Here is a 26,522-nt window from a genome sequence, read left to right as displayed (position 1 = left end):
CAGGTATTGATTTCCCCGCAAGGTTGTCTTTACACCTAGCGAACTGGGGTCGAACAGATCCCATTTCGCCGGGGGAATCTGATGACGTACAGCGTTGAGAATGTCGTATCGCGCGCAGGCTTCTGGCGACGAGCCATAGCATTCCTCATAGACTTTATGCTTGTCGCCCTGCCGATGCAGGCTGTGGTCGTCGTTCTGTTCATGCTAACCGGCGGAGCCGTGCAGGCCAGTTTTGGTTTCCATAGTACGGTTTGCGAAGATATCGGTGATCTTCCGATAGCGCCTACGCCACCGCCACCAGCCGATTACAATAGCGTCGTTGAATGCCGGGTTACGTTGGCTGGGTTCGACCTGAAAAGAACTTTGACGGTCAGCAAGATTACCGTTGAAGCTGGGACCACGACCCGGATTTCGCAAACCTATTATCTGGGAGCAGACGGGAAACAACGCGACGTCTGGCCCGTCGATTTCTTCGGCATTATCGTATTCCTGGCGTATCTCGTGGTGCTGGAAAGCCGCCGCGGCGCGACCCTCGGTAAGCAGTTGCTTTCTATCAGAACGGCGAGCCATCGGGATGCCTTCGCCGTTGGCGTACCTGTCCGTTCGGCTTTGCTGCGTTACGCCGTGATGTTTGCTGCGGTCGTTCCCGGCATGCTGGTGACGTTGGGATTTGAACTCGCTGTGGCACGTGGGGCCTGGGACCCGTTTGTTCTGCTCACCCACCCTTTCTTCGTCGGCGCCAACATTCTCGCAGGGCTCATATTCGTCGGATGGTTTGCTTGGATTACCGTGAGTGTCATCCGAAAGCGGGACCCCGTTTACGATCGTGCTGCCGGAACCTCGGTCTGGGTGCGGAGTTGAAGCGCCGCAGACTAACAGTCGCCACGCTCTGCCGCTCGAGGGTGCATGCAGGACTTCCTGCGGGCCGGCTGGAAGGTCATCCGCCGCAGGGCTTCGAACAGGATGTCGATGATCGCGAGCATGGCCGCACCTCCTTTCTGACCTTTATTTCACCGCACTTGCCCCTGTCCCTCAAACGAGTTTACTGTCGGCTTCGGATAACTTGAGGTTATGCATGAAGCGCGGACGATTGCCCCTGACGGCGCTGCGGAGTTTCGAGGCGGCGGGACGGCTGGAGAGCTTCACGCTGGCCGCCGCCGAGCTTTTCGTTTCGCAGGCGGCGATCAGCCGTCAGGTGCGCGAGCTCGAGGATCTGATCGGCCGACCGCTGTTTGAGCGTCATCATCGCAGCGTCCGGCTGACGGCCGATGGCCGCGTGCTGCTTGGCGTGCTGACGTCGGCATTCGACATGGTCGGAGAGAGCCTCGATATGCTTTCGGGGCGGCGGCTCTCGCACACGCTGAAGGTCAGCGCCGAGCCTTCCTTTGCCGGGTGCTGGCTGGTGCCGCATCTGCAGGAGTTTCAGGAGGCGCACCCGGAGATCGACCTGGTGATCGATGCGGAATCCCGGCTCGCCGAGTTTCGCAGTGGCGACGCCGACATCGCCATCCGCCACAGCTTGACCGCCGTTTCATGGCCGCGGGTGGAGGCGCGACCGCTCGCGAAAGTCGAGATGATCCCGGTGATCGCGCCGGCGCTCGCCGGCGCCGGGCAGCCGCTCGATCGCCCCGACGACCTGCTGCAGCACGCGCTTCTGCATGAGGACAACCGGCTTCTCTGGGAACAATGGTTCACGACCGCCGGTGCCGCGCCGGTGAAGCTCGAGCGCGGCGCCATCTTTGCCGATGGTTCGATGGTGCTGCAGGCGACGCTCCGTGGCAGCGGCGCAGGGCTGATCGACCGCGACCATGCGCGCGATGATGTGATCGCCGGGCGGTTGATCCAGCCTTTCGAGGTATCTGTGCCCTATGGCGCGTTCTTTCTCGTGGCGCGGCGCTTCGATGCACTGTCGGATGCGGCGAAGGCGTTTGTTGAATGGATCGAGCGGAGCTACCCGGGCGCCGGGCGGGAGAGGTGAGGCGCGCCAAGAGTCAAGAGTGTTGTGATCGGCCCCTCTCTGTCCGGCAGGATAGTGAGGGGCAATCCTGTCGAAAGAAGGCCTGGCTACTTCGCGTTCCGCTTCCGCCACTCGGCGGCGCTGATGGCGTAGAGCACGTGGCGCACGAGTGCCGGCTGGTCGGCGGGGACGCGGGGGTGGTCGAAGTCGCGGGAGGCGTCGCGGTGCATGCCGAGCCGTTGCATGACCGCCGTCGAGCGGCTGTTGGCGGCGATCGCGAAGGAGACGACCTCGTCGAGCCCCTTTTCCTCGAAGGCGTAGCGCAGGAGCTCGCAGGCGGCTTCCGTGACAAAGCCCTTGCCCCAATAGGACGGCGCCAGTCGCCAGCCGATCTCGACCGTTCCCTTGGGCAGGTGCGGCTCCAGGTCGGTCAAGGCGAGGCCGCAGAAGCCGAGCGGCCGGTCGTCGGCCTTCAGCGCTATCGCGAAGAAGCCCAGACCGGTCTCGGCGATGCCGCGACCGACACGATCGAAGAGCGCGTCGGCTTCCGCTCGGTTGCGGCGGAAGGGGAAGAATTCCATGACCTTGGGGTCGCTGTTGATGGCGAAGAAGAGATCGCGGTCGCTTTCCTTCCAGGCCCGAATGCGCAGCCGCTCGGTCTCGGTGATGATCATCCGACGAAATCCGTCTTGCGATAGCCCTGGAGATAGAGAAGGGCGGTCAGGTCGCCGTGGTCGATGCGCACCTTGGCCTGTTCGGCGACCACGGGCTTGGCATGCAGCGCCACGCCGGTGCCGGCAAGCTGGATCATGCCGAGATCGTTGGCACCATCGCCGACGGCAAGCGCTTCGTCCGTCGAGATGCCGAGGCGGCCGGCGATGTCGATGAGGGCATCGACCTTGGCCTGCTTGCCGAGGATGGGGGAGGCGACCTCGCCGGTCAGCACGCCATCTTCGGCGATCAGCGTGTTGGCGCGGTTCTCGTCGAAGCCGAGCATCTCGGCGATCGGTCCGGTGAAGACGGTGAAGCCGCCGGAGACGAGCGCGGTGTAATGCCCCTTGCTCTTCATCGTCGCGATCAGGGTGCGTCCACCCGGCGTCAGAGTGATGCGTTTGGCGATCACCTCGTCGACGACGCTGAGTGGCAGGCCCTTCAAAAGCGCGACGCGCTCGATCAGCGCCGGCTCGAAGGCGATCTCGCCGTTCATGGCGCGGGCGGTGATGGCCGCCACCTTGTCCTTGAGGCCGACTTCGGCGGCCAGTTCGTCGATACATTCCTGGCCGATCATTGTCGAATCCATGTCGGCGATCAAAAGCCGCTTGCGGCGGCTCTCGGCGTCCTGCACGGCGACATCGATCGGCGCGCCGCCGATTGCATCGCGCAGCAGGGTTTCGGCCGCATCCGGGTCGGTGCCGTCGGCGAGCGCGATATCGCAGGCGACGCCATCGGCCAGCCAATAGAGGCCGGACGCCTTGACGGCATCGGCGGCGGTTTCCGCGAGTGCTGGCGTCAGAACAGGATTTGACGGATTGGCGATAAGCGTGGCAACGAGAGCCATGGACAATAACCTTGAAACCGAGAGCGACGCGATCCTGATAACCGGGCCGACCGCCAGCGGCAAGTCTGCGCTTGCGGTCGAACTGGCGCGCCGGCACGGCGGCGTGGTCGTCAATGCCGACAGCATGCAGGTCTATGACACGCTGCGATTGCTGACGGCGCGGCCCGACGAAGCGGATATGGGCGGCGTGGAGCACTGTCTCTATGGCCATGTGCCGGCCGCCGCAGCCTATTCCACCGGCGCCTGGGTGCGTGAGGCGCAGGCGCTGGTCGCGCGGCTCAAGCAGGAGGTGCGGATGCCGGTCTTCGTCGGCGGCACCGGGCTCTATTTCAAGGCGCTGACCGGCGGTCTCTCAGACATGCCCGAAATCCCGGCCGCGATCCGCGAGCGGCTGCGCGAACGGCTGAAGGCGGAAGGGCCCGAAGCCCTGCATCGCGTGCTCGAGGCCAAGGACCCGGAGACGGCGGCGACCTTGAACGTCGGCGACGGCCAGCGGATCGTCCGGGCGCTCGAAGTGGTGGAGGCGACCGGCAAGCCGATCCGCTTCTTCCAAAAGCAGAACGGCCCCATGATCGTCGATCCGGACCGGGCGGAGAAATACGTGGTGCTGCCGGAGCGAAAGCTCCTGCACGACCGCATCAATCGCCGTTTCGAGTTGATGCTTTCGGGCGGCGCGATCGACGAAGTGCGGACGCTGCTTTCGCTCGACCTGCCGCCGGAAATGCCCCTCATGAAGGCGATCGGCGTCAGCCAGATTGCGGCACTCTTGAGGGGCGAACTCGACGAGGCCGAGGTGATCGAGATGGGTGCTGCGGCAACGCGGCAATATGCCAAGCGCCAGATGACCTGGTTCCGCAATCAGCTCGACGAGAGCTGGCGGCGGATCGAGCGCGCCGAGGCCGTGTTGTCGAGCGGAGGGGCCAACTCCCGACCATGAAAAACGAGCAGAAATCACTTCCCGACAGCGCGGAAATCCGCCTTTCTCCCGATGAAGCCCTCGTATTTTTCGACCTTCTTTCCCGTTGGTGCGAGGAGAATGATGCTCCCACGCCGGCCGCGGAGTGCTTCGAAAGCACCGCTGAATGCGCTGTGCTGCACGGGTTGCTTGCGGATCTGGAAAAGCAACTGGTCGCACCTTTTCGGGCAGACTACGCCGACGTCGTCAAAGAGGCCCGTCTCCGGCTTGAGGCATCGTGGGACTATGCCGATTTGAGGGGCTGACACGTCAGTCTCGCTCGGCAGAGTTGCGCTCAGGCCGCCAAATTCAGCTGCCAGGAAACGCCGAAGCGGTCGTTGACCCAACTGAAGCGCTGGCTGAAACCGTAGTTGTCGAGTGGCATCAGCACGGCACCGTCCTCGGCCAGCATGGTCGCGAGCGTGATGATCTCGTCCTCGCTCTGGCATTCGACGAAGAAGGAGAAGGAGGGGGTAAAATCGAAGGCGTGTTTGACCGGGCTGTCGATGCACTTGACCCTCTGTGCGCCGAGCCGGAACAGCGCGACCTTGATGCTGCCTTCAGGACCCTGCTCGCCCGGGCCATAGTGCTCGATCTCCAGCACCTCGGCATTCGGGAACAGCGAGATGTAGAAGGCCATGGCTGCCTCCGCGACGCCATCCTGGAACATCAAGAAAGGGGTTACGCTTGCGACCATGGCGGCCTCCTGACTTCGTTTTCGTTGAGTGCTTGAAGATCCGCTGTCTGTTCGCGCTACAGGATTGCGCAGACCAACGACGGGGCGCTGCAAAGGTTCCTTGGCATTCCAGAAGCCTTGCGACCGCACCTTTGGATGAGCGCCCGGATCACGAGACAATCATGATCCGTATTCTATCGGAGGCCCAATTTCCCTGGCAAGGCCAGGGGTCGCGCAAGGAGCGACGGGAATTTGCGCTAGGTCTTGCGGATGATGCTGCCGAGCGGCCGCTTTAGCAGGCTTTCCCGGAGCGACCCTTCGCGCGGTCGATCGCCCGCGGTCGGCGGCGAATCGTGTGCCGTCGGCGGCGGTGCCCCGAAGCGAGGCGCGGGCTGCTCGGCCGCGGGCTTTTCGTTCAGAAGCTGTTGGCGGATCTGGTTGAAACGCTCCAGCTCGGGATTGGGGGAAATGGTGCTGCGTGGAAGCATGTCCGGGCGGTAGGGCTCGGCAGAGAGGGCCTCGTCGGCGAAGCCATGCTCCGCCTCGCTTGCGGATGTGGCTCCGAGTTCGCTGTCCCAGCGCTGCTCTTCGCTGCCGGTCGTCGCCGCGATGTAGCTCTGCTGGAAGCCGGAAATATCCGGCCCGTTGATCGCCCGCATGCGGCTGACGATCGAGCGCAGGTCGACGGTTGGCGGTGCGTCTTCGTCGATCCGGTCGACGATGCCGTGGGCGCGCGGCAGGCGCTCTTCGGCTATCCGGTTGAAACGCATGCGCATCGGCACCGCGACGGCCTCGCCGAAGGCGATCGCTTCGCCGTTGCCGATCGAGGAGATGAAGCTGGTGGTCGAGGTCGAGGAGTTCGGGATGGCCGAACGGATGATCTCCTGGTCGCGGTCGTTGGCAAGCCGCATGGCAAAGACCGTCGAGCACTGGGAAAGGATCGTCGGGTCGAGCTCGCCGGGGCGCTGGGTGATGACGCCGAGCGAGACGCCGTATTTGCGGCCCTCCTTGGCGATGCGGGCAATCGCCTGGCGGGTCGGCAGGAACCCGAGCGAGGGATCGGCCGGCACGTAGCGGTGCGCCTCTTCGCAGACGACAAGCATGTGAATGCCGCCATTGCTCCACAGGCCGATTTCGAAAGCCATGCGGCAGAGCACCGAAGCGACGGAATTGACGACTTCCGAGGGAATGCCGGCAAGTTCGAAGGTGGCGATCGGCTTTCCATCGCCGGGAATGCGGAAGATCTTGGCGATCGTGTCCTGGATCGTGTCGGTGATGGTGTTCGAGGAGAACATGAAATGGTAGCGCGGATCGTTGATCGCCGAGACGATCTTGACCTTCAGCGAGCGCAGATGCGGCTTGTCGTTGCGCCCCTCAAGCCGGCCGATGCGTTCGTCGATCAGCGCCAAGAGGTCTGCGATACGGTAGGGCACCGGCGTATCCGCGGTGATCGAGCTTTTCTCCGTCTGGCGCCGCATGAGGCCGGATTCGCCACCCCGGAAAGCCTTCTTCGCTTCGGGAATGATGTCGCGCAGCATGTCGAGCTCGTCCGGCGGCGCCGGGCGGCCGCGGAAGATCACCTCGGCGAATTCCTCGAGGCGGAAGAACCAGAAGGGCAGGTCGAGCGTGTCGGTGTCGATGACGACCGCAAGCTCCGGGAAGGCGGCGGCGAACTCGTTGTGCGGGTCGAGGATCAGCACGCGCAGCTTCGGATCCGAGGCGATCGCCTTGTTGAGCAGCAGCGTGACTGCGGTCGATTTGCCGACACCGGTCGTGCCGACGATGGCGAAGTGCTTGGCGAGCATCGAGGGAACGTGGATCGTCGCGTCGAGGCTCTCATCCTGAGTGAGCTTGCCGATGATGCAGCTGTCGTTGCGGCCGGAATCGTAGATGCGGGCAAGGTCGGCCGCGCGAATGCGGTGCACGATGGCGCCGAGATAGGGATATTGGCTGATGCCGGCGGAAAACGCCTCGCGCCCATCGGCCCCCTTGTGGACCTCGCCCATCAGTTCGACTTCGATGCGGAAGGTGTTGTTGGCTTCCTCGCCCCATTCGGCCGAGGCGGTCTGCATGGAATAGACCAGCGCCACGACGCGGTTTCTGCCGACGGAGATCGAGATCAGTCGCCCGACCGACCAGAGTTCGGTCAGCGACGTTTCGCCGTTTTCGGCGACGGCAGCGATCGTGGCGCGCGCGCCGCTGCACGCGACGACACGCCCCAGGAACCGGTTGCCGGGCTTCAGGCCGTCACGGCGATCCTGCTCTCCCGCGCGGATTGAGGAATGAAGATCATTGTTCAGCAACGCAAAAACCCCGGCATCACGGTCGCTCATGTTAGCCGGGGGGATTTAACAAGTGGTTTCGCGGATTTGCCCGACGCTCAGCCCAGGAGGTGGCGCAGGATGCCGGCCGAGGTGGCGCCGATCAGCACGGTCGGCAGCGCCTGCTCGGCGATCTCGTGGCGCGGCGGGTCGACGGTAGGGCCGTGGCGCGTGCGACTTGATAAAAGTCAATGCGCCTTTGCCTGAAGCGGAATAATCCTATGCCCTGACCAACAGCATCCAGCCGGACATGGCATCCGGTTAGGCTTGCCGGTTGGCGTGGGGAGGCGGCCATGGGCAGTGCATTTGATTACGTGCGCCGGACACCCATTCTCTGGCTTCTCGTTTTCGTCCCCCTGGCGATCGCGGGCGAGCACATCTGGCCGGGGGCACACACTTTGCTGTTCCTCCTTTCGGTGGCTGCCATCGTGCCGCTTGCGGCCCTGCTCAGCCAGGCGACGGAGTCCGTCGCGGCACGAACCGGCGATACGATCGGCGCGTTGCTCAACGCGACGCTCGGCAACCTGACGGAACTCGTCATCGCGCTGATGGCGCTCGCCGCCGGTCAATACCTGCTGGTCAAGGCCTCGATCGCCGGCGCCATCGTCACCAATACGCTCTTCATGCTCGGAGGCTCGTTCCTCTTCGGCGGACTGCGCTATCACCTGCAGGAGTTCAACCGGGTGAATGCGCGCTTCCTGGCGAGCCTTCTGTTCATGGCGACGGTCGCGGTTCTCGTGCCGTCGCTCATCGGCGCAGCCGACGGACAGCCGCAGACGCCCTTCACCCAGCAATTGAGCGCCGGCCTGTCTGTTGTCCTGATCGTCGTCTACGGGCTCTGGATGCTGTTTTCGCTCAGGACCCATCGCGAACTTTTCATCTCCGCCGGCTCCGGGCATGGCGGAGAGGAGGCGCATTGGCCGCTGGCGACCGGTATCGGCGTGCTTCTGGCGGTGACCGTGCTGGTGGCGCTCGTCAGCGAGGTTTTCGTCGGCTCGGTGCAGGTGGCGGCGGAAGAGCTTGGCATGACGCCGGCCTTCGTCGGCTTCGTCGTCGTGGCGCTGGTCGGGGCCGCCGCCGAGATGGCGACCGCCTTTTCCGCAGCGCGCAAGGACCGGCTCGACCTGAGCGTCGGCATCGCGCTCGGCAGCGCGGTGCAGATCGCTCTCTTTGTCGCGCCGCTGCTGGTGCTCTTGAGCTATGTGCTCGGGCCGCAGCCGATGGACCTGCAGTTCTGGCCGGGGGCCATCGTGATGATGCTGGTCGCGACGATGGCGGCGACGCTGCTGTCGAATGCCGGCCGTTCTGCCTGGTACATGGGCGTGCTGGCGCTGACGGTCTACGTGATCTTCGGCATGACCCTGTTCCTGCTGCCACCACAACAGCCGTGAGACGCGGCTTCCGTCTGGTCGACGATATCAAGGGATCTTCGGGCGGGATGGCGGGGATCGAGGTGGCGCGCGGCTGCCGGCTATTTGGGGGAGTTCATGTCGAATACGACCCAGCGGAAGAACAGGTAGATCGCAGCAAAGCTGATGACGAGCGGCATCAACACAGGGAGGTCAAGCATATCATTGCCCTTGGTTTGAAGCTGCATCATGCAGCAATGCGAATCTTCCACGGCAAGTGTTAATGCGGGGTGCACGAACAGCGTTCGCCCCTAAAACTTTGTCGTTTTATCAGGCTTGACCTCAACTATAGTTGAGCTTCTACAAACCCTTCCATGACAACGCGTCGGAGCGTCATTCCCGGTTCCAGCCCGGCCCGGGGAGCCAAACGACAAGCGACATGGAGGACGGGCATGACCGAGCAATTGCTTTTTCGAAACCTGATGAGGATCGCCCCCGGCCATCTCGATCCGTTCCGCGAGGCGGTGCTGGGCGCAATCGCATTCGTCGAAAGGCACGCGCCGCAGCTGATGGTGCAGACCTTCATCGACGAGAAGGCGATGCAGGCGGTGAGCATACAGCTCTATCGTAATTCGCAGGACGTGCTCCGGCACTGGCAGATGTCGGACGCGCATATCCAGGATGTGTCTGCCCATTGCACGGTGGAGCGGCTCGAAGTTTACGGCAATCCGAGCGAGGCGGTGGCCAAGGGGCTTGCGCCGTTCATCGGTGATGGGCGCGGTTTCATCATGCCGCCGCTCACGGGCTTTTCGCGGTTCTGAAACCAATTCCGGTGTGAAACGGATCCATGATCGGGCCAGCCGATTGCGTCACGCCGGCAGTCCTGCCTTCAGCAGGCCCTGGCGGAACAGGTCGCGGTGTTCGTCCAGCTCAAGCAGGAGGCCGCGCCGGATGAAGTCTTCCGTGGAGAAGTCCGGGCGCACCTGCAGAAGGCGGGCCTTCGTCTCCTCGGCGGCGGCGCTGCTGCCGGCCTGCGCATGGCAGGCGACAAGGCGCGCGAGCGTGAAGGGGCCGGGATTGGGCAACTCCTTGAGCGCCGCGGCCGCCTCTTCATAGCGGCCGAGGATATAAAGGGCGTTGCCGAGTGCAGCGCTATACCAGGGCGGCGGAAATGGGTTCAGCCGGAAGCCTTCGTTGATCCACTCCATTGCTTCATCAAGCTTGCCGCGTCGCGCAAAGAGGCCTCCCATCTGCACCAGCGTACTGGCATCATTGGGGTTCAGCAGATAGGCGCGCCGATAGTGCCGCTCGGCCAACTCGAATTCGCGGCGATTGACGTGAATGAGCGCCAGCAGCCGCTGGCAACCGCCTTCGGTCTCGTCGAGCGAGACCGCCTTGCGCGCCATGGCCAGGGCACAGTCGAGAACGTCCTGCGGGGCATTGGCGTAGCCTTGCGCGGCGGTGGTCGCGAGTGCCAGATGGGCGTAAGCCAAGGCAAAATGCGGGTCGCGGTCGACCGCCGCCTGGAACATGGCGCATGCCTGCCGGTTGTCTTCCGGCTCGTAGCCGCGAATATGCGCGAGCCCACGCAGGTAGAATTCATAGGCCGCAAGGCTCGTCGGCGGCTTGCGGAGCGCCTGCCGCATGCCGGCGCTCTCGATCTGCCCGACGAGGGTGGAGACGATCGTCCGGGTCACCTCATCCTGCACCGCGAAAATATCCGTCAGGCTTCGGTCGTAATGCTCCGACCAGAGGTGCGCGCCGCTCGCTGCCTCGACCAGCTGCGCGGTGACGCGGATCCGCTCGCCGGCGCGGCGGACGCTGCCCTCGACGAGGTAGGTGACGCCGAGCCGGCGGCCGATCTCCCTTCTATCGACACTTCGATCGCGGAAACTGAAGGATGAACTGGCTGATGTGACGGAAAGCGAGCGGAACCGCGCGAGCCCGCCGATGACGTCCTCGCTGACGCCGTCGCTGAAGAAGGTCTGCTCCGTCGCGCCGCCGAGGTTCTCGAATGGCAGGACCGCGATCGACGTGTGCGCGCAGGCTTGCGAGGCCGCCGGTCCCATTGTCGGTGCGTCCGTCCAGTGCCAGACGCGGATGGGGCGCGTGATGTTCTTCAGCGCGATCTCGCCGCCGTCGAGGAAGGCCGATCGGTTCTTGGCGCTGAGTTGCCGATGGACGACATCGGCGATGCATATGCCACCGGGGACGCCGAGGCCTGCAGGCGCGCGGCGACGTTGACGCCGTCGCCAAGGAGATCGTCTCCTTCAATGACGACGTCGGCGAGATTGATGCCGATCCTGACGAGGATGCGGTCGTCGGGAGGCTGCTCCAGCTGATCGGAAGCGAGCGCCTCCTGCAGCGATAGGGCGCAATCCACCGCGTTGACGGCGGAGTCGAAGACGACCAGCGTGCCGTCACCCATCAGCTTGACGATCCGCCCGCCGCAGGCGGCGATGCTGGGAGCAAGGATGGACGTCTGCAGCCGCTTCATAGTGCCGAGCGTGCGAATTTCGTCGGCCTCCGTTAGACGGGAGTAGCCGACAATGTCGGTGGCCATGATGACCGCAAGTCGCCGCTCGACGCGCCCGTTTGCCATCCTGCTCTCCGCATGCTGTCTATATTTTAGCGTGTTCTCACTAGGGCCGGAAGATGAAGGCGTTCGCGGTCAAAGCGCGTTGCGATCTTTCAGATTCGCTCCTTGCGTTTTTTCGATTTTTTTCGAATGTCGTTTCGCAAAACCGCTCCGTACTTCTGCGCGACTTACTCTACCTGCGTCCCATCTGTTCCTGCAGAAACTCGATGAAGCGTTGGGTCTTGGCCGGCAGCAGCCGTGTTTCGGTGATGGCGTGGATTGCGACGGAGGTGCCTTCCCAGGCGGGCAGCACACGCTTCAACCGGCCCTCGGCGAAATCGTCGCCGGCAATGCGCTCGGCCAGCAAGGCGATGCCCTGGCCGTTGACGGCAAGCGCGCTCATCATGCCGACATTGTTGACCGTGAAGCGGCCGCCGACCGATACCTCGATCTTGTTGTTGCGGCCATCATGCAGCGTCCAGTCCGTTGCCCTCGGCATAGAGATGCAGTCGTGACGGGCCAGATCCGCCGGATCCTGCGGCTCCCCAGACGCCGCCAGATAGGCAGGGGAAGCGTAGAGATAGCGTGCGTGGCGGCCGAGCAGCCGTGCAATCAGGCGCGAATCCTGCAGTTCGCCGGCACGGATCACCACGTCGAAGGGCTCCGCCACCAGATCGACGCGCCGTGGTGTCAGGTCGAAATCGAAGGTGATGCCGGGATAGCGCCGGGCGAATTCCGCGATCAGCGGCGTCATGTAGATGGTTGCGAAATCGACCGGCATCGACACGCGCAGGAGGCCGCTCGGCTGCTCCAGCATCGCGCCGAGCTGCTCGTGGGCGAGGCGCGCTTCGTCGACGATGCGTTTGCTGCGCTCGAAATAGAGCTGGCCCGCTTCGGTGAGTTCGATCTTTCGCGTCGTGCGGTGAAGCAGCCGCAGCCCGATCGCCTTCTCCAATTCGCTGATCCGCCGCGACAGGGTGGAGTTGGGCATGCCGACGATTTCGGCGGCTTTGCGAAAGCTTCTGGCTTTCGCGACTTCGACGAACAGTGCCATGTCGTTCAAATGGGTCATCTTTGCTCCATCAGTGGAATAGTAAATTCAGTATGGCTATATTTATCCCGGAAACGGAATAGTGGACAAGGACTCCAACTTAAGGACAAGCCTCGAAGGAGATCCTGATGAGCCTGCTATTCAACCGTGTCCGCATCGGTCGCTACACGCTTGCCAACCGGTTGGCCATGGCGCCGATGACCCGCAGCCGCGCCGAATATGACGGTACGCCCGGCGCACTCGCCGCGGAATATTACGCCCAGCGCGCCAGCGTCGGCCTGATCGTGACCGAAGGCACCCAGCCTTCTGACGACGGCCAGGGCTATCTCACGACACCCGGCATCTACACCGATGCGCATGTCGCCGGCTGGAAGAAGATCACTGCTGCCGTGCACGAGAGGGGCGGTCATATTTTCGTCCAGCTCATGCATGCCGGGCGCATGTCGCATCCGGACAACACGCCGCATCACCGCCAGGGCGTAGCGCCCTCGGCGATTGCGCCGGGGAGTGGCATGTTCACGGCAACGGGCATGCAGGACATCCCGACGCCGCGGGCGCTGACGTCAGAGGAAGTGCGCCGGACCGTCGCCGACTTCCGCCATGCGGCCCGTCGCGCGATCGAGGCCGGTGCCGATGGCGTCGAAATCCATGGCGCGAACGCCTATCTGGTCCATCAGTTCCTGGCGCCGAGCGCCAACATCCGCACCGACGAATATGGCGGATCAATCGAGAACCGGGCGCGGTTTGCGATCGAGGTAGCCGCGGCCATCGCCGAGGAGATCGGCGCGGACCGCACCGCCATCCGGCTTTCTCCCGGCCTTGCGATGTGGGGCATCGACGAGGGCGCCGAAGGGCCTGATCTTTATCGTTATCTGGTTGCCGAACTCGACAGGCTGGGCCTTGCCTATCTGCACATCATGCATGCGGGCGACGAGCCATTGCTCGCCTCGATCCGCAAGCTCTGGACGCAGCCCTTGATCCTGAACAGGCCCGGCCGCGGACGCGACGCGATCGGTTCCGATCTCGCATCCGGGCTCGCCGATCTGGAGGCTTATGGCCAGATGGTGCTGGCCAATCCGGATTTCGTTCACCGGCTGAAAGCCGAGGCGCCGATGAACGACGCCGACCGCATGACCTATTTCGGCGGCACCGGGAAGGGCTACGTCGACTACCCGGCGCTCGCCGCTACCGCCTGAAGTGGGAGCCTACTGCATGTTTTTGTCCTTTAACCGGCTACGATTAAAGGAAACATGCAGTAGCTGCACGTCTTGATCACCCGACCATAGGAGCGCATTGAGCTTCTCGGCTGCGATTTAGCAGTAGTAGACGCCAACTGCGCAGCGGCGCACGGTGCGCCGCGCCACTCCGGCCACGCTGACCGGCGTAAGCGGACGCCCGACCCTGGCCTCGGCTGTCGAGACGAAACTGTACGAACTCAATGCTGGAATGCGCTCTGCAGCTTGCAGTCCTGGAAAGCCGACGATGCCGGCGAGCAGCAAAATTCTCAATTTCTTTGACACGGTCATTGGCCGCCTCCTATGGCCAGATGGCCGGGCAGTTCATCAATATCGGTGAGTTCCTTCGGATCGACCTTCTTTGCGTTGGTCTCGTTCTTGAAGCCGAAATCGTCCGCAGCAACCTCACTGCCGGTCTTCCAGTCCCTGGTCTGGACGCTGTATTGCGGTGCCTGGTCAAGCTGATTGCTGGTGATGACATACCGGCAGGGATAGGGGCGCTCGCCCTGAGCGATCCAGATCTGCCAATCGATCTCCTTGGTGCGAAATGCCAGATGATCGCATTCGGTGCCGCCGATTACGCCGCTGCCGAGGTCCTTTACGTCAACAACGTCGGTCATCAGCACATCGTAGACATTCGACAGAAGCAAATCGGCGCCAGGCATGGGCTTCTGGAGCTTTTCCCGCAACTCGTCGACGAGCTGGTCCAGCGTGCCGGTCTTCTCGACCTCGGTATAGAGATTGGCGTCCTTGCCGACAACCGTGAGAGTCTTGCCGTCGAAGATCATCTCGACATTGGCGAAGCCGCCAGTGCGCGTCGCACGAATCTTGTCGGGCCGGGTGAGATCGATCGTTCCAGAACTCGCCAGTTGGAGCTTCTGGTGATCCTTGGTAACAACCTCGAGATTAGTATCATAACCAAAAGATATGGTCTTCTGCGCCGCCAAATAGTCGGACATGGCCTTGAGCAGGCTCTTGGCCTCAGCATCCCCGGCCTTCGCGCCTGAAGGTGTTCCCATGCCAACGATTAATGCCAATACCGCAGCCGACACCGTCGCGGTGGAACGCACCACCGCTTTCTGCACAAGCTTCACCATCTGATTGTTCTCCCTCTATGCCGCACTTGGCTTACATGAGGTCGCCTCCCGGCAGCGAGCGCTCCGAGGGTGGCGATCAATGGCAGACAAATGATCGCACGGAGATCCACCTCGCGCGCTTGAGATGGATACCTCGCGCCGAAACGTACGCTTGCAATCGGAAGTCACGGATACTAGCAGGTTAATCAAATAGTGTCGACGCGATTGCAGGGCCGCTGCGCCGGCGTTCTGATCGGCACGCGACAGGCTGACATGATCTGGTGCCGGAATGAGCCGCTTCGGCACCTTGCCGCCCGGTTTTCTCAACCGGCCACGGGTCGGGCGCCCCTGCTTGCGCAACAATGTTCCGCGCGGAAGCCCGATCGTGTAACTAAAAGCCGTTGACGCCTTGGGCTTTTGTGGTTATCAACTCGGCCCATGAAAAATTTCGCGGTTATTCTTGTGGTGGGACGGCGCATGGGCAGGATGGTGTAACCATCCGGCGGTAGCCACCCATGCGCTGAACGAGGCTCCTGACGGGGCCTTTTTTTATGCCTTCAAACAAGCTAAGCACCCAACTGGGAAAAGGGACGGAAGCAAGTCAATGAGCGGTACAGAAAACCAGATGACAGGCGCGGAGATCGTTCTCCAGGCACTGAGAGACAACGGCGTCGAGCATATCTTCGGCTATCCGGGCGGCGCCGTGCTTCCGATCTACGACGAGATCCACCAGCAGGACGATATCCAGCACATCCTCGTTCGCCACGAGCAGGGCGCCGGCCACATGGCCGAAGGCTATGCCCGCTCGACCGGCAAGGTCGGTGTCATGCTGGTCACCTCCGGTCCCGGCGCCACCAATGCGGTGACGCCGCTGCAGGACGCGCTGATGGATTCCATCCCGCTCGTCTGCATCTCCGGCCAGGTTCCGACCTCGCTGATCGGTTCCGACGCCTTTCAGGAATGCGACACCGTCGGCATCACCCGGCCGTGCACCAAGCACAACTGGCTGGTCAAGGACGTCAACGATCTCGCCCGCATCATCCATGAGGCTTTCCGCGTTGCCCAGTCCGGCCGCCCGGGTCCCGTCGTCGTCGATATCCCGAAGGACATCCAGTTTGCGACCGGCACCTACACGCCTCCATCAGCCGTTCCGACCCAGAAAAGCTACCAGCCGAAGAAGCAGGGCGATCTGAAGAAGATCGAGGAAGCGGTCGAACTGATGCGCAATGCGCGCCAGCCGATCATCTATTCCGGCGGCGGCGTCATCAATTCCGGTCCGGAAGCCTCGCATCTCCTGCGCGAGCTGGTCGAATTGACGGGCTTCCCGATCACCTCGACGCTGATGGGCCTCGGCGCCTATCCGGCCTCCGGCAAGGCCTGGCTCGGCATGCTCGGCATGCATGGCACCTACGAAGCCAACATGGCGATGCATGACTGCGACGTCATGATCTGCATCGGCGCCCGCTTCGACGACCGCATCACCGGCCGCCTCAACGCGTTCTCGCCGAACTCCAAGAAGATCCACATCGACATCGACCCGTCGTCGATCAACAAGAACGTGCGCGTCGACGTGCCGATCCTCGGCGATGTCGGCACGGTTCTGGAAGACATGGTTCGCCTGTGGCGCGCCGCGTCCAAGAGCGCCGACAAGGCGCGGCTTTCCGACTGGTGGGAGATGATCACCAAGTGGCGCGCCCGCAACTCGCTCGCCTATGCGCCGAACGACGACGTCATCATGCCGCAATATGCGATCCAGCGACTCTATGAGCTGAGCAAGGGCCGCGACACCTACATCACCACGGAAGTCGGCCAGCACCAGATGTGGGCAGCGCAGTTCTTCGGCTTCGAGCAGCCGAACCGCTGGATGACCTCGGGCGGTCTCGGCACCATGGGCTACGGCTTCCCGGCCGCCATCGGCGTCCAGGTCGCGCATCCGAACAGCCTCGTCGTCGATATCGCCGGCGACGCCTCGATCCAGATGTGCATCCAGGAAATGTCCTGCGCGGTCCAGTACGGCCTGCCGGTCAAGATCTTCATCCTCAACAACCAGTACATGGGCATGGTTCGCCAGTGGCAGCAGCTCTTGCACGGCAACCGCCTGTCGCACTCCTACACCGAGGCGATGCCTGATTTCGTCAAGCTGGCGGAAGCCTATGGCGGCGTCGGCATCCGTTGCGACAAGCCCGGCGAACTCGACGATGCGATCCGCCGCATGATCGACACGCCGGCGCCCGTCATCTTCGATTGCCGCGTTGCCAATCTCGCCAACTGCTTCCCGATGATCCCCTCGGGTAAGGCTCATAACGAGATGCTGTTGCCCGACGAAGCCACGGACGAAGCGGTCGCCAACGCGATCGACGCCAAGGGCCGTCAGCTCGTCTGAGATAGGTAGAGGAACCAACTGACATGAACGCACACCTTCAACCGACCGGCTCCGCCTACTTCATCGCCAAGGAGACCGAGGTCGCCGAAACCCACACGCTTTCGGTTCTCGTCGACAACGAGCCGGGCGTCCTTGCCCGCGTCATCGGCCTGTTCTCCGGCCGCGGCTACAACATCGAAAGCCTCACGGTTTCGGAAACGGAACACGAGGCGCACCTGTCGCGCATCACCATCGTGACGCGCGGCACGCCGCATGTGCTCGACCAGATCAAGAACCAGCTCGAGCGGCTGGTGCCGGTCCACCGCGTCGTCGACCTGACGGTCCGCGCCGCAAGCCTCGGCCACGACCGGCCGATCGAGCGGGAACTGGCGCTCGTCAAGGTGCATGGCTCGGGCGACCACCGCGTCGAGGCGCTGCGGCTGGCCGACGCCTTCCGCGCCTCGGTCATCGACGCCAACATCGATCACTTCGTCTTCGAGATCACCGGCAAGCCGTCGAAGATCGAGCAATTCATCGCCATCATGAAGCCACTCGGCCTCATCGAAGTCTGCCGCACGGGTATTGCGGCGATGAACCGCGGCCCGCAGGGCATGTGATTTTTGCGCGGGCGAGGGGCCGCTCATGCGATCTTGGCGCCCGTCGCTGCCCTCAAGCTGGATTTGCGCTCACGCTCTTGGGCTGGGAATGCCCCTCACCCTAGCCCTCTCCCCGCAGGCGGGGAGAGGGGACTGGCGCCGTTCGTGCCTCTCCCTTCCAGACTTTCCAAAAAACCAGCGTCTCTACAATCGACGTGGTGCGCTTGTGCCCGACGGTCGCCACGCGTGTCCTTCTCCCCGCAGGCGGGGAGAAGGTGGCCGGCAGGCCGGATGAGGGGCAGGCTGAACCTCGATGGAACCTGCCGGACGCCACTCTGTTGACTTCGCCGGCATTTCTCGCCGACTAATCCCGGACAGGAAATCCGAAGATATCAGGTGCCGGATGAGCTCCACGATGCAGGCATTGGTACTCACACGATACGGCGGCCCTGATGCTGCCGAGCTGCGTGACGTGCCGCGTCCGCGAGCCGCGCGCGGCGAGGTGCTCGTGCGGGTGCACGCCGCAGGTCTCAATCCCGTCGACTACAAGACGCGGGAAGGCATGCTCAAGGTCGTCCAGCGCTACTCGCTGCCAACCGTCATGGGCAACGAACTTGCCGGCGTCGTCGAGGCGCTGGGAGAAGACGTCACGTCCTTCACGCCGGGAGATCGTGTCTTTGCGCGTATGCCCAAGGAGGCCATGGGCGGCTTGGCCGAGTATGCGGTCGTGCCTGAACAGTTTCTGGCAAAGATGCCCGCATCGATCGATTTCAACACGGCAGCCGGCGTGCCGCTTGCCGGCCTCACGGCCTTACAGGCGCTGCGCGACGAGCTTCATGTGAGCCAAGGCAGCCGGATCTTCATACCCGGCGGCGCCGGCGGCGTCGGCACCTTCGCGATCCAGCTGGCGAAATGGCTGGGGGCGGAGGTGACGACCACGGCGTCGACGCGTGGCCGTGCGCTTGTCGAAGAGCTCGGCGCGCACGTGGTGATCGACTACACGACAGAACGGTTCGAGGAGCAGTTGCGCGACATGGACGGCGCCTTCGATCTGGTTGGCGGCGAAACGCTCATGAAGTCGTTCGGCGTGGTCAAGCGCGGCGGCAAAGTGGTTTCCATCGCCGGCATGCCCGAGCCTGAAACCGCGCGAAAGGACCTCGGCCGTGGCCTGTTCCTGAGGGCGCTTTTCTGGCTTGCATCCTACCGGATCCGCGCCGTCGCCAGGAAACATGGCGTCGCCTACCGCTACCTTTTCATGCATCCTGATGGTGCCGAGCTTGCCGAACTTGCCGATCTCATCGAGACCAAGGCGATCAGGCCCGTCATCGACCGCGTGTTTCCGCTCAAGGATGTAGCGCAAGCCTTTGCCTATCTGGAATCCGGCCACGCCAAGGGCAAGGTGGTGGTGGAGATCGGGAGTCGCTCCGGCTGACCCAAGTCTGCCGCAACGGCATCGCCGCCATGAACCGCGGCCCGTAGGGACTATGATTTCCAGCGTGGGTTACGCGGGCTGCCGCCCCCTGACAGCCCCTCACCCTAGCCCTCTCCCCGCAGGCGGGGAGAGGGGACGCGGTTGTGCGCTGACCGCCCGGAGTTCTTTCAGGGACGAGCAGGACGCCAACGGTTTTGTTGGGGCGAGCGGGCGCGGCGATTTCCTTCTCCCCGCAGGCGGGGAGAAGGTGGCCGTCAGGCCGGATGAGGGCTGTCCTACTTTGACTTCGCCTTGGCTTCGCTCTCCCGCTTGAGAGGACGGCTGACCGGGCAGACCTCCTGGGCAAAGCCGTTCAGCGTGTTGATCAGATTGTTGGTCACAATGGTGTAGTGAACGAACTGGCCGCGCTTTTCCTTGGCAATCAAGCCGGCGTTCTCCAGCACGGTCAGATGTTGCGACACCGAGGGCTTGCTCATGTTGAAGCGCTCGGCGATCTCGCCCGCCGTCAGGCTGGAGGCTGAGAGATAGGCCAGAATCTTGCGCCGATGCAGCGACGATAGTGCGTTGAACACCCGTTGCGCCGATCCGCCTGCATCAGGGTTGAGCGTGTCGTCGTTCACAAAATCTCCTTTGTCGCCGGCAGGTCGATCAATAGGTAATTAGGATATTGCCTAAATACCTATTCGCGGGTAAATATGTAATTAGTTTATTTCCTAAATAACTTCTGCGCCGGTTGTTTTCAATCGGGTCCTTCAGTGTTGCCTGAAAAACTGGTCAGGGTTTTGTCGTGGAGGGTGCCATGGATGTCGTGTCGACTGGCAGAATGATAGCGCTGCGCGATAGCGAACCGGTGAACGGCCGGGTCGTCTGGGTTCCGGGCAAGTCGCTCTGGATCTCCGGAATGACGCTCGTGGCCGTTATCGGTGCGCCAATGACGTTTTCGGTGGACGCCCTTGTGATCTTCATCGTTCTGACGGCCCTTACGATCTGCCTCGGCCATTCGGTTGGCATGCACCGGCTACTGATCCATCGCTCTTTTGAGGCGCCGCTCTGGCTCGAGCGCATCCTCGTCACCTTCGGTGTGCTTGTCGGCATGGCCGGGCCGTTCGGCATGATCTACGCCCATGACATTCGCGATTGGGCGCAGCGCCAGCAGGCCTGCCACGATCTCTTCGCGCACCGCCGACCTTTCCTTCAGGACGCCTTCTGGCAGATGCATTGCGTGGTCGCGCTCGATCATCCGCCGCGATTTATCATTGAAGACCGTGTCGCGCAGGATCGGTTCTATCGCTTCCTTGAAGTGACATGGATGCTGCAGCAGGCGCCGCTGGCGCTGGTGCTTTTCGTCTTCGGTGGCATTTCCTGGGTGATCTGGGGCGTGGCGGTCCGTGTTTCCGTCTCGCTCACCGGTCATTGGCTGGTCGGTCACTTCGCCCATCGCGGCGGCGAGCAGGGGTGGCGCGTCGATGGCGTCGCGGTGCAGGGCTACAACCTGCCGCGTTTCGGTCTGGTGACCTTCGGTGAAGCCTATCACGGCAACCACCACGCCTTTCCGGAATCCGCCAGGCTCGGGATCGAGGACGGGCAGATCGATCTGGGCTGGTGGTTCATCCGCCTGCTTTCGCGCCTGGGGCTGGCTTCGGCGATCAAGCTGCCGTCCAATACGCGACGACGCGCCGGTCTCAGACGCATCGTTGCAAGTCCGGAAGGACTGACCGGCCAGAGAAAGGCCTGTCCGGTCCTGCGCGCGTTGCTGCGGTAATGCTTAAGCTGGCGGCTGGTTTAGATCATCTCCAATGATCGCTTGCGCTTCGGCGGCGGGAAGGCGCGGTCGAGGTCGCCGAGGTCTTCCGCCGTCAGGTGAATGTCCATCGCGTCGAGGTTTTCTCGGGCGCGGTCCGCCGAACCGGTCTTGGGGATCGAGATCACGCCGGGACGGGTTTTGAGGAAGGCAAGCGCGATCTGCGATGGCGTCGCCTGATGCGCCTTGGCGATGTGGATGAGATCCGGATGGCGGAGCAGCCGGCCTTCGTCGAGCGGCGAATAGGCCATGATCGCGATGCCACGCTTTTGACACCAGGGCAAAAGGTCGAATTCGATGCCGCGGCGTGAGAGGTTGTAGAGCACCTGGTTGACTGCGACGTTCTTTCCGTCCGGCACCGCAAGCAATTCCTCCATGTCGTCGACGTCGAAATTCGACACACCCCAGGCGCCGATCTTGCCGGCCTTTTTCAGCGCCTCGAAGGCGGCGACGGTTTCGGCGAGCGGATAGCCGCCGCGCCAGTGCAGGAGATAGAGGTCGATATGGTCGATACCGAGATGCTTCAGGCTGCGTTCGCATGCGGCTTCGGTGCCGATCCGACTGGCATTCGATGGCAGCACCTTACTGACGATGAAGGCTTCGTCGCGCCGGCCGCTGACCGCTTCGCCAACGACCCGCTCCGAGGCGCCATTGCCGTACATCTCCGCGGTGTCGATCAGCGTCATGCCGAGATCGAGGCCAAGCTGCAGGCTCTTCACTTCATCGTTCTTGCGCGACGGCGCGTCGCCCATGCGCCAGGTGCCTTGCCCGAGCACGGGCACGCGGCGGCCATCGGGTAGCGTGGTTGTCGGGATCGGATCATGCATCGGGCTCTCCTCGCAGGCGTATGTGTTGGACGGGCGGTTGTTCTGTCCGATCGGCAATCTAGCGCAAAGCATCGCGCTTTCGAGCCCACGCCGTCGGGCAAAGCAGTATCGCGCTGCGGCCGGCTAATTTCGCGTAAAGGTCGATGAGATGGCCGTCGTCAATTTGTCATGGTGACAAGTTCGCGACTGGTGCCGGTCAATAGGTCAATTATGTTGACCCAATTGAGCCGGAGGAAACCATGCAGGCCGATACGCTTCTGGCGTTGTTTTTGTTTGCGTTCACCACATCGATCACGCCGGGACCGAACAACATGATGCTGTTCGCATCGGGCGTGAACTTCGGCTTCGTGCGTACCGTTCCGCATATGCTGGGCATCGGTGCCGGCTTCTTCCTGCTCTTGATCGCCGTCGGCTTCGGTCTCGGCGCGCTGCTCCACTCCGTGCCGCTGCTCTACACGGCGTTGAAATTCGCAGGCGGCGCCTATCTCGTCTGGATCGCCTGGAAGATCGGCACCTCGCGTTCGCTCGGCGAAGGCAAGGCCGGCGCCAAGCCGATGACCTTCCTTTCTGCTGCCGCCTTCCAATGGGTCAACCCCAAGGCCTGGGTCATGGCGGTCTCGGCGATGGCGACCTATACCAGCAGCGACAGCTACCTCTTCAGCGTGCTGGTCGTCGGTCTGGTCTTCGCGCTGGTCAATGTGCCGAGCGTTTCCACCTGGGCAGGCTTCGGCTCGGCGCTCCGCCAATGGCTGTCGGAGCCGTCGCGGCTCAAGTGGTTCAACATCACCATGGCGGTACTGCTCGTCGTCAGCCTCTGGCCGATGCTAAAATAGTGCGAATTGCGGCTTGGTGAGCATCAGCCAGAAGATGCCGGTCACGGCCAGGAAGGCCGGGAAACCGCAGGCAAACCAGATGGCGTAGAGCCGGTCGAATTCCTGTGGCAGCGACGCACCGTTTGCCGTTGCAAGACGGGCAAGATCGCGCAGCCGCAACTGGATCCAGACGACCGGGAGCCAGAAGAGACCGGTGACCACATAGAGGATCAGCGACAACACGATCCAGCCTTCCGTCAGCGACCAGCCGATGCTCGTCGCCAGCAGATAGCCGGTGATTGGCTGTGTCAGCACGGCCGTGGCGGTGAAGACCGTATCGGCGATGACCACCGTTCCGGCGACATGGGCGATCAATCTTGCATCGCGGGTGCGCCGGGCCATCAGCATGAAGAAGGCGATGCCTGCGCCGGTGCCGAAGAGCACGGCGGCGCCGATCACATGGGCAAGGCGCAGTACATCTTCGAGCAGCATCAGCGTTCATCCAGAATGGCAAGCGTCGCAAGTGTGGCGAGGATCGAAGGCAGGACCTTGACGAGCGGTCCGAGCGGTTCGGCCCAGAGTGCGGGTTCGACGAGGCTTGCTGTGGCGAGATAACCGAAAGTCAGCGCGAGCATGCCCAGCAGCGCACGCTTCGCCAAGGGGCGGACGAGGACGGAAATGCCAAGGGCGATATCGGCAAGGCAGGTTGCAAGCGTCATCGCCGTGGCCGGGCCATCGGTGAGAAACCGCAGGAAATGCTGCCGAGCAGCGTCGAAGGCAAAAAGCGGTATCAGTCCGGACAGCAGCCAGAAGAGCGAAAGCCCGACGACCATCAGCGGCTTCAGCAGGTAGAGCCGGGCGAACCAGAGATCCTGAACGCCCGATGGATTGGCTGAAAGACTCTGGCGGGCGGACAGGAACGGGCCAGGGGCTCGGGGCCAACCCGCGGCAGAAACGCCGCCGGCCATCACCGAAAGCGCGGTCGAGCGCAGCGGCGAACGCCAGCCAAGCCTGCCGGCGATATCGGCAAGGAAACCGACGGGTGCTGCAAGTGCTGCGGGCAACGAGACGGTTCTGGCGGCGGGCAGGCCAAGCCACTCACGGTGCAGTGCCACGAGTTCGCCAAGCGTCGGCGGTGTCTCGTCGCCAAGCACGAGATCGCTTCCCTCGGGCATCAGCCCGGCAACAGCCGCGCTGACGGCCTCCGCAACATCGCTCATGGCGACCGTTTCGACGCGTGACCCCACATGCACGAGCGGGATGGCGAAGGGCAGGGCGGCAAGGGCACGCAGCAGGGCCGAACCGCCATGGGCGTTGCGGCCAAGCACCAGCGCCGGGCGAAGGATGACATGCGCGATGCCGCTTGCCGCGAGCGCCGTGTCGGCACGGAACTTGGTGGCGAGGAAGGCGCTGTCGCTGCCGGCGGCGCCCAATGACGCTGAGATCTGGGGTGCGGAGATCTGGACGATCCGCACCGGCGATGCCTTCGCAGCCGCATAAAGCGCCAGCATCGCCGTCTCCTGGGTCGCACCGACATCATCGGCCAAACCATCCTGCAACGCGCCGGCGCAGTTGACGATGACGTCATGGGCCTCGACCAACCCTCGCCAGTTGCTGGCAGCGCGCATGTCGGCGAGGTCGGCCGTGAACCATTGCGCCTGCGGCCGTTTCAGCCGCGCGCTCGCGACATGGCGGCCGAGGCCGGTTACCATGTGTCCGTCGCTGACAAGACGATCGAGTAGGGTCGAGCCGATGAAGCCGGTGGCGCCGAGAATCAGAACCTTCATGCGGCTAGAATAGCGGAGGCGGTTGCGCGCGAAAGCATCATGTATCGTCAAAGTTTAGTCGCGGCCGGACTTGTTACAGTGACAATTCTGGTTGCCGGTCGCTGATGAAATCGATTTCGAATGCGGATTTCATCAGCTACCACTATCGCCCGAGTGAGGAGGCAGCGCCGTCTGCGCCCGAGGGGTGCGCCGGTGCCGAAAAGCACGGCGGCGCCGATCACATGGGCAAGGCGCAGCGGTGGTGTGAATTCTCGCGATCACGTCGCACCTCGCGGGAGGCTACTTCCCCCGCGATTTGTCAGCATTGCTCCCACATTCCCACCATCAGGGCACGAGTTCGATCTCGCTCGGCCGCCATTCCTTCGTGAAGAACGATTCCAGCGGACTGTAGAGACGCAGGAGCGTAAACCAGCCTTTGCCGGGCATGGTCTGGATCCAGTTGCCGCGTTTCACCCCCTCGGGTTGGGTTGGGCCGAAATAGATCGTCGTCGAGCCATCCGGTTCCGCTTCCGCGGCAGGCGATGGATAGCTCTGGCTGCCGGCGCGCGGGTAGCCTTGCGGCGTCTGTAGCATCGAGCGCGACTGGTTGTCGTAGAGCGTGAAGGACCAGAACGCGGCCGCCGGAATGTCCTTCGGCAGCGTCACCTTGTAGGTCTTGCCGCCGTCGAGGTCGTTCTTGTTGGCGTCCAGGAAACCCATGAGATATTGCGACCCGACCTTGGGGAGCCGCATGATCATGCCGGGCGAGTCGAGCGTGTAGCCGAAGTAGAAGGCCGTCTTGGAATCGAGGGTACGCGCGCCAGTCGGCGGTAGCGGGTCGAACAGGCCATCCTTTGTGATCATCGGCGGCGGCGTTTCGAAATTTGCGCCACCCTGCCACAGCATGTTTCCCCACATTGAGTCTGGATAGTACGACCAATCAGGATGGGGCCCGCTGAAACGCCAGTTCAACACACGGCTGGCTGCGTTTCCCACCGCTGCTGCATCGGTCAGAATCTTCTTCATCCGGTCGTCCGGGTTGAATTCCTTGCCCTTGACGATACCGATGGCTGCCAACTGGCCTGCAAGTTCCGGATCGTAGGAATCGGCCGGCTCGGCCTGAACATTGGCGTTGATCATCTCGAAGAACGAATAGTCGCTTGGGGGGATCGTATTGAACGCCTTGCCGCTCGCCTCGAGGAACTTGGTTTCAGGAACCGGCGGATTCACTTCAAGCCTGACTTTGCCTTCGAGCGCCGTTGCGATGCTCGTGCCGACACCGCCCGGCGTGTAGGGATAGATCTTCATATTTTTCTTGATGTTCTCGACGGTCGGCTTCGGATCGTTGTCTACAAGGTAACCGCGAGATGCATAGATGACCCGGTTCGTCTTCGACCGCGCAACATAGAAACCACCTTCCGGAACCGGACCGTCATAACCTGGTGGCAGCAGCAGGTATCTTCCGCCTTCGCCGCGGTCGGGACCGGGGAACCCGACATCGATGATCCAGCCAAACCACATGTCGTTGATCGTGCCTACCCCCATAGGAGGCTGCTCGACCACGGTTGGCCCCTTCGTCAGATCCACGATGCTGAAATAGTAGACGGTATCGGCATTGGCCGTGAGGAACAGCGACTTCGAATCCATCAGTTCAGGGTAAAGGGTGACCGTGTTGTCCTCTGCGCCGATGCTGAGAAGACCCTTGCGGATCGCATAGGCCGATGCGCCGCCATAGCTGTTGAGGAACGCGTCAAGGGCGCGAGTGAAATCAAGCGTGTCATAAACCTTGTCGACGGTGTCTGCACTCGGCGCGCCATCCTTGAAATTGAGCGTACCGATGCGAGACTCTACTTTATCCGGGGTAACCAGAATCGGTGGGATTTCGGTCGCCGTCTGGCCAAAAGCTGGATTTCCGCCGTTGACGATGGTTGCGGCGACAAGAGCTGCAAATAGTGGAAGCTTGCTTCTAATAGGTTTCATGCTGCCCTCCATTTGTTGAGTAAGACTCTGGATTGGCGCGGACAACACCACGTTGCCGGATGTCTATGGCGCGATGCACGTTTCCCGACTCCCGAGCATGCTCCGCGAGTACCTTTTGGACAAGTTTGTCTTCATGAGAGTTTGAGTCAGCGGGTCTGCAAATCGGACAGCGTGAACCCTTTCACGAGGC

General features: G+C 62.8%; 26 protein-coding genes. 12 read left to right on the top strand and 14 right to left on the bottom strand.

The features are described 5' to 3' along the window. Positions 1-81: 81 nt before the first annotated feature. Together ACN9MO_RS10930 and ACN9MO_RS10925 are read left to right on the top strand one after the other, a co-directional pair. Positions 82-861: an RDD family protein gene (locus tag ACN9MO_RS10930; RefSeq protein WP_057253580.1), complete on the top strand. Its 780-nt coding sequence runs from the start codon at positions 82-84 to the stop codon at positions 859-861. Between the two features lie 214 nt (positions 862-1,075). Then, entirely contained in the window at positions 1,076-1,978 is a 903-nt protein-coding gene (locus tag ACN9MO_RS10925; protein ID WP_057253582.1) for a LysR substrate-binding domain-containing protein, read from the top strand. 86 nt (positions 1,979-2,064) lie between these two features. Here ACN9MO_RS10925 and ACN9MO_RS10920 read toward each other — a convergent pair whose 3' ends face one another. Next, complete coding sequence (locus tag ACN9MO_RS10920; protein WP_057253584.1) at positions 2,065-2,631, bottom strand: GNAT family N-acetyltransferase; 567 nt, start codon at positions 2,629-2,631, stop codon at positions 2,065-2,067. Next, positions 2,628-3,515, bottom strand: coding sequence for a phosphoserine phosphatase SerB (gene serB / locus ACN9MO_RS10915; RefSeq protein ID WP_057253586.1), 888 nt, complete (start codon positions 3,513-3,515; stop codon positions 2,628-2,630). Before serB ends, ACN9MO_RS10920 begins: the two co-directional genes overlap by 4 nt. Here serB and miaA point away from each other — a divergent pair. Next, the gene (gene miaA / locus ACN9MO_RS10910) at positions 3,514-4,452 is read left to right on the top strand and encodes a tRNA (adenosine(37)-N6)-dimethylallyltransferase MiaA (protein WP_057253588.1); all 939 of its coding nucleotides are present in this window, start codon (positions 3,514-3,516) and stop codon (positions 4,450-4,452) included. The two genes, serB and miaA, sit on opposite strands and share 2 nt — an antisense overlap. Beyond that, entirely contained in the window at positions 4,449-4,736 is a 288-nt protein-coding gene (locus ACN9MO_RS10905; protein WP_057253590.1) for a hypothetical protein, read from the top strand. Before miaA ends, ACN9MO_RS10905 begins: the two co-directional genes overlap by 4 nt. 29 nt (positions 4,737-4,765) lie before the next feature. On the opposite strand, the gene ACN9MO_RS10900 is transcribed toward ACN9MO_RS10905, so the two are convergent. Continuing rightward, positions 4,766-5,167 (bottom strand): VOC family protein, encoded by a 402-nt coding sequence (locus ACN9MO_RS10900; protein ID WP_057253593.1) that lies wholly within the window; start codon positions 5,165-5,167, stop codon positions 4,766-4,768. A gap of 236 nt (positions 5,168-5,403) precedes the next feature. Next, positions 5,404-7,479: an ATP-binding protein gene (locus tag ACN9MO_RS10895; RefSeq protein WP_110878473.1), complete on the bottom strand. Its 2,076-nt coding sequence runs from the start codon at positions 7,477-7,479 to the stop codon at positions 5,404-5,406. Between the two features lie 281 nt (positions 7,480-7,760). On the opposite strand from ACN9MO_RS10895, the gene cax reads away from it, so the two are divergent. Together cax and ACN9MO_RS10885 are read left to right on the top strand one after the other, a co-directional pair. Continuing rightward, complete coding sequence (gene cax / locus ACN9MO_RS10890) at positions 7,761-8,858, top strand: calcium/proton exchanger (protein ID WP_057253595.1); 1,098 nt, start codon at positions 7,761-7,763, stop codon at positions 8,856-8,858. 410 nt (positions 8,859-9,268) lie between these two features. After that, positions 9,269-9,637 (top strand): hypothetical protein, encoded by a 369-nt coding sequence (locus ACN9MO_RS10885; protein ID WP_057253597.1) that lies wholly within the window; start codon positions 9,269-9,271, stop codon positions 9,635-9,637. Between the two features lie 48 nt (positions 9,638-9,685). On the opposite strand, the gene ACN9MO_RS10880 is transcribed toward ACN9MO_RS10885, so the two are convergent. The 3 genes from ACN9MO_RS10880 to ACN9MO_RS10870 all read right to left on the bottom strand — a co-directional run bounded on the left by ACN9MO_RS10880 (position 9,686) and on the right by ACN9MO_RS10870 (position 12,466). Further along, a complete protein-coding gene (locus ACN9MO_RS10880) occupies positions 9,686-10,885 on the bottom strand; it encodes a tetratricopeptide repeat protein (RefSeq protein ID WP_425984836.1) in 1,200 nt (399 codons plus the stop codon). A gap of 50 nt (positions 10,886-10,935) precedes the next feature. After that, positions 10,936-11,418 carry an adenylate/guanylate cyclase domain-containing protein gene (locus ACN9MO_RS10875; RefSeq protein WP_425984833.1) on the bottom strand — a complete coding sequence of 161 codons (483 nt, stop codon included), beginning with the start codon at positions 11,416-11,418 and terminating at the stop codon, positions 10,936-10,938. 169 nt (positions 11,419-11,587) lie between these two features. Next, the gene (locus ACN9MO_RS10870) at positions 11,588-12,466 is read right to left on the bottom strand and encodes a LysR family transcriptional regulator (protein ID WP_057253601.1); all 879 of its coding nucleotides are present in this window, start codon (positions 12,464-12,466) and stop codon (positions 11,588-11,590) included. Positions 12,467-12,573: 107 nt separating this feature from the next. On the opposite strand from ACN9MO_RS10870, the gene ACN9MO_RS10865 reads away from it, so the two are divergent. After that, positions 12,574-13,641: an alkene reductase gene (locus ACN9MO_RS10865; protein WP_057253603.1), complete on the top strand. Its 1,068-nt coding sequence runs from the start codon at positions 12,574-12,576 to the stop codon at positions 13,639-13,641. Between the two features lie 117 nt (positions 13,642-13,758). Here ACN9MO_RS10865 and ACN9MO_RS10860 read toward each other — a convergent pair whose 3' ends face one another. Next, entirely contained in the window at positions 13,759-13,971 is a 213-nt protein-coding gene (locus tag ACN9MO_RS10860; protein WP_082616034.1) for a hypothetical protein, read from the bottom strand. Further along, positions 13,968-14,777: a DUF2092 domain-containing protein gene (locus ACN9MO_RS10855; protein ID WP_057253605.1), complete on the bottom strand. Its 810-nt coding sequence runs from the start codon at positions 14,775-14,777 to the stop codon at positions 13,968-13,970. Before ACN9MO_RS10855 ends, ACN9MO_RS10860 begins: the two co-directional genes overlap by 4 nt. Positions 14,778-15,360: 583 nt before the next feature. Between ACN9MO_RS10855 and ACN9MO_RS10850 the strand changes: the two genes are divergently transcribed. From ACN9MO_RS10850 to ACN9MO_RS10840, 3 genes are all read left to right on the top strand, one after another. After that, complete coding sequence (locus ACN9MO_RS10850) at positions 15,361-17,139, top strand: acetolactate synthase 3 large subunit (protein ID WP_110878477.1); 1,779 nt, start codon at positions 15,361-15,363, stop codon at positions 17,137-17,139. A 23-nt stretch (positions 17,140-17,162) separates the two neighbouring features. Further along, positions 17,163-17,735: an acetolactate synthase small subunit gene (ilvN, locus tag ACN9MO_RS10845; RefSeq protein ID WP_034792687.1), complete on the top strand. Its 573-nt coding sequence runs from the start codon at positions 17,163-17,165 to the stop codon at positions 17,733-17,735. Between the two features lie 394 nt (positions 17,736-18,129). Then, complete coding sequence (locus ACN9MO_RS10840) at positions 18,130-19,146, top strand: NADP-dependent oxidoreductase (protein WP_057254393.1); 1,017 nt, start codon at positions 18,130-18,132, stop codon at positions 19,144-19,146. A 275-nt stretch (positions 19,147-19,421) separates the two neighbouring features. Here the strand turns inward: ACN9MO_RS10840 and ACN9MO_RS10835 are convergent, their stop codons facing one another. After that, a complete protein-coding gene (locus ACN9MO_RS10835) occupies positions 19,422-19,766 on the bottom strand; it encodes a metalloregulator ArsR/SmtB family transcription factor (protein WP_057253609.1) in 345 nt (114 codons plus the stop codon). A 179-nt stretch (positions 19,767-19,945) separates the two neighbouring features. Here ACN9MO_RS10835 and ACN9MO_RS10830 point away from each other — a divergent pair, with 179 nt between their 5' ends. Further along, positions 19,946-20,908, top strand: coding sequence for an acyl-CoA desaturase (locus ACN9MO_RS10830; RefSeq protein WP_057253611.1), 963 nt, complete (start codon positions 19,946-19,948; stop codon positions 20,906-20,908). A 20-nt stretch (positions 20,909-20,928) separates the two neighbouring features. Here the strand turns inward: ACN9MO_RS10830 and ACN9MO_RS10825 are convergent, their stop codons facing one another. Then, entirely contained in the window at positions 20,929-21,774 is an 846-nt protein-coding gene (locus ACN9MO_RS10825) for an aldo/keto reductase (protein ID WP_057253614.1), read from the bottom strand. Positions 21,775-22,013: 239 nt separating this feature from the next. On the opposite strand from ACN9MO_RS10825, the gene ACN9MO_RS10820 reads away from it, so the two are divergent. Further along, entirely contained in the window at positions 22,014-22,607 is a 594-nt protein-coding gene (locus ACN9MO_RS10820) for a LysE family translocator (protein ID WP_057253616.1), read from the top strand. Here the strand turns inward: ACN9MO_RS10820 and ACN9MO_RS10815 are convergent. The 3 genes from ACN9MO_RS10815 to ACN9MO_RS10805 all read right to left on the bottom strand — a co-directional run bounded on the left by ACN9MO_RS10815 (position 22,599) and on the right by ACN9MO_RS10805 (position 26,332). After that, on the bottom strand, positions 22,599-23,075 hold the full coding sequence (locus ACN9MO_RS10815) for a DUF2269 family protein (protein ID WP_057254395.1): 477 nt from the start codon (positions 23,073-23,075) through the stop codon (positions 22,599-22,601). The two genes, ACN9MO_RS10820 and ACN9MO_RS10815, sit on opposite strands and share 9 nt — an antisense overlap. A 2-nt stretch (positions 23,076-23,077) precedes the next feature. Further along, positions 23,078-24,373 carry an SDR family oxidoreductase gene (locus ACN9MO_RS10810; protein WP_057254397.1) on the bottom strand — a complete coding sequence of 432 codons (1,296 nt, stop codon included), beginning with the start codon at positions 24,371-24,373 and terminating at the stop codon, positions 23,078-23,080. Positions 24,374-24,697: 324 nt separating this feature from the next. Then, positions 24,698-26,332, bottom strand: a complete 1,635-nt coding sequence (locus ACN9MO_RS10805) for a DUF1254 domain-containing protein (RefSeq protein WP_197423424.1) — start codon at positions 26,330-26,332, stop codon at positions 24,698-24,700. Between the last annotated feature and the right edge of the window lie 190 nt (positions 26,333-26,522).

Source organism: Ensifer sp. R-19 (assembly GCF_049905105.1).
In the GTDB taxonomy this organism is placed as follows: domain Bacteria; phylum Pseudomonadota; class Alphaproteobacteria; order Rhizobiales; family Rhizobiaceae; genus Ensifer.
Note: the sequence above shows the minus strand (reverse complement) of the source record. Positions and strands in the feature narration are given on the sequence as shown.

Excerpts from the sequence above, each read along its gene's own strand:
- ACN9MO_RS10930 (WP_057253580.1), top strand. The coding sequence starts at position 82 with ATGACGTACAGCGTTGAGAATGTCGTATCGCGCGCAGGCTTCTGGCGA.
- ACN9MO_RS10925 (WP_057253582.1), top strand. The coding sequence starts at position 1,076 with ATGAAGCGCGGACGATTGCCCCTGACGGCGCTGCGGAGTTTCGAGGCG.
- ACN9MO_RS10920 (WP_057253584.1), bottom strand. The coding sequence starts at position 2,631 with ATGATCATCACCGAGACCGAGCGGCTGCGCATTCGGGCCTGGAAGGAA.
- miaA (WP_057253588.1), top strand. The coding sequence starts at position 3,514 with ATGGACAATAACCTTGAAACCGAGAGCGACGCGATCCTGATAACCGGG.
- serB (WP_057253586.1), bottom strand. The coding sequence starts at position 3,515 with ATGGCTCTCGTTGCCACGCTTATCGCCAATCCGTCAAATCCTGTTCTG.
- ACN9MO_RS10905 (WP_057253590.1), top strand. The coding sequence starts at position 4,449 with ATGAAAAACGAGCAGAAATCACTTCCCGACAGCGCGGAAATCCGCCTT.
- ACN9MO_RS10900 (WP_057253593.1), bottom strand. The coding sequence starts at position 5,167 with ATGGTCGCAAGCGTAACCCCTTTCTTGATGTTCCAGGATGGCGTCGCG.
- ACN9MO_RS10895 (WP_110878473.1), bottom strand. The coding sequence starts at position 7,479 with ATGAGCGACCGTGATGCCGGGGTTTTTGCGTTGCTGAACAATGATCTT.
- cax (WP_057253595.1), top strand. The coding sequence starts at position 7,761 with ATGGGCAGTGCATTTGATTACGTGCGCCGGACACCCATTCTCTGGCTT.
- ACN9MO_RS10885 (WP_057253597.1), top strand. The coding sequence starts at position 9,269 with ATGACCGAGCAATTGCTTTTTCGAAACCTGATGAGGATCGCCCCCGGC.
- ACN9MO_RS10880 (WP_425984836.1), bottom strand. The coding sequence starts at position 10,885 with ATGGGACCGGCGGCCTCGCAAGCCTGCGCGCACACGTCGATCGCGGTC.
- ACN9MO_RS10875 (WP_425984833.1), bottom strand. The coding sequence starts at position 11,418 with ATGGCAAACGGGCGCGTCGAGCGGCGACTTGCGGTCATCATGGCCACC.
- ACN9MO_RS10870 (WP_057253601.1), bottom strand. The coding sequence starts at position 12,466 with ATGACCCATTTGAACGACATGGCACTGTTCGTCGAAGTCGCGAAAGCC.
- ACN9MO_RS10865 (WP_057253603.1), top strand. The coding sequence starts at position 12,574 with ATGAGCCTGCTATTCAACCGTGTCCGCATCGGTCGCTACACGCTTGCC.
- ACN9MO_RS10860 (WP_082616034.1), bottom strand. The coding sequence starts at position 13,971 with ATGACCGTGTCAAAGAAATTGAGAATTTTGCTGCTCGCCGGCATCGTC.
- ACN9MO_RS10855 (WP_057253605.1), bottom strand. The coding sequence starts at position 14,777 with ATGGTGAAGCTTGTGCAGAAAGCGGTGGTGCGTTCCACCGCGACGGTG.
- ACN9MO_RS10850 (WP_110878477.1), top strand. The coding sequence starts at position 15,361 with ATGAGCGGTACAGAAAACCAGATGACAGGCGCGGAGATCGTTCTCCAG.
- ilvN (WP_034792687.1), top strand. The coding sequence starts at position 17,163 with ATGAACGCACACCTTCAACCGACCGGCTCCGCCTACTTCATCGCCAAG.
- ACN9MO_RS10840 (WP_057254393.1), top strand. The coding sequence starts at position 18,130 with ATGCAGGCATTGGTACTCACACGATACGGCGGCCCTGATGCTGCCGAG.
- ACN9MO_RS10830 (WP_057253611.1), top strand. The coding sequence starts at position 19,946 with ATGGATGTCGTGTCGACTGGCAGAATGATAGCGCTGCGCGATAGCGAA.
- ACN9MO_RS10825 (WP_057253614.1), bottom strand. The coding sequence starts at position 21,774 with ATGCATGATCCGATCCCGACAACCACGCTACCCGATGGCCGCCGCGTG.
- ACN9MO_RS10820 (WP_057253616.1), top strand. The coding sequence starts at position 22,014 with ATGCAGGCCGATACGCTTCTGGCGTTGTTTTTGTTTGCGTTCACCACA.
- ACN9MO_RS10810 (WP_057254397.1), bottom strand. The coding sequence starts at position 24,373 with ATGAAGGTTCTGATTCTCGGCGCCACCGGCTTCATCGGCTCGACCCTA.
- ACN9MO_RS10805 (WP_197423424.1), bottom strand. The coding sequence starts at position 26,332 with ATGAAACCTATTAGAAGCAAGCTTCCACTATTTGCAGCTCTTGTCGCC.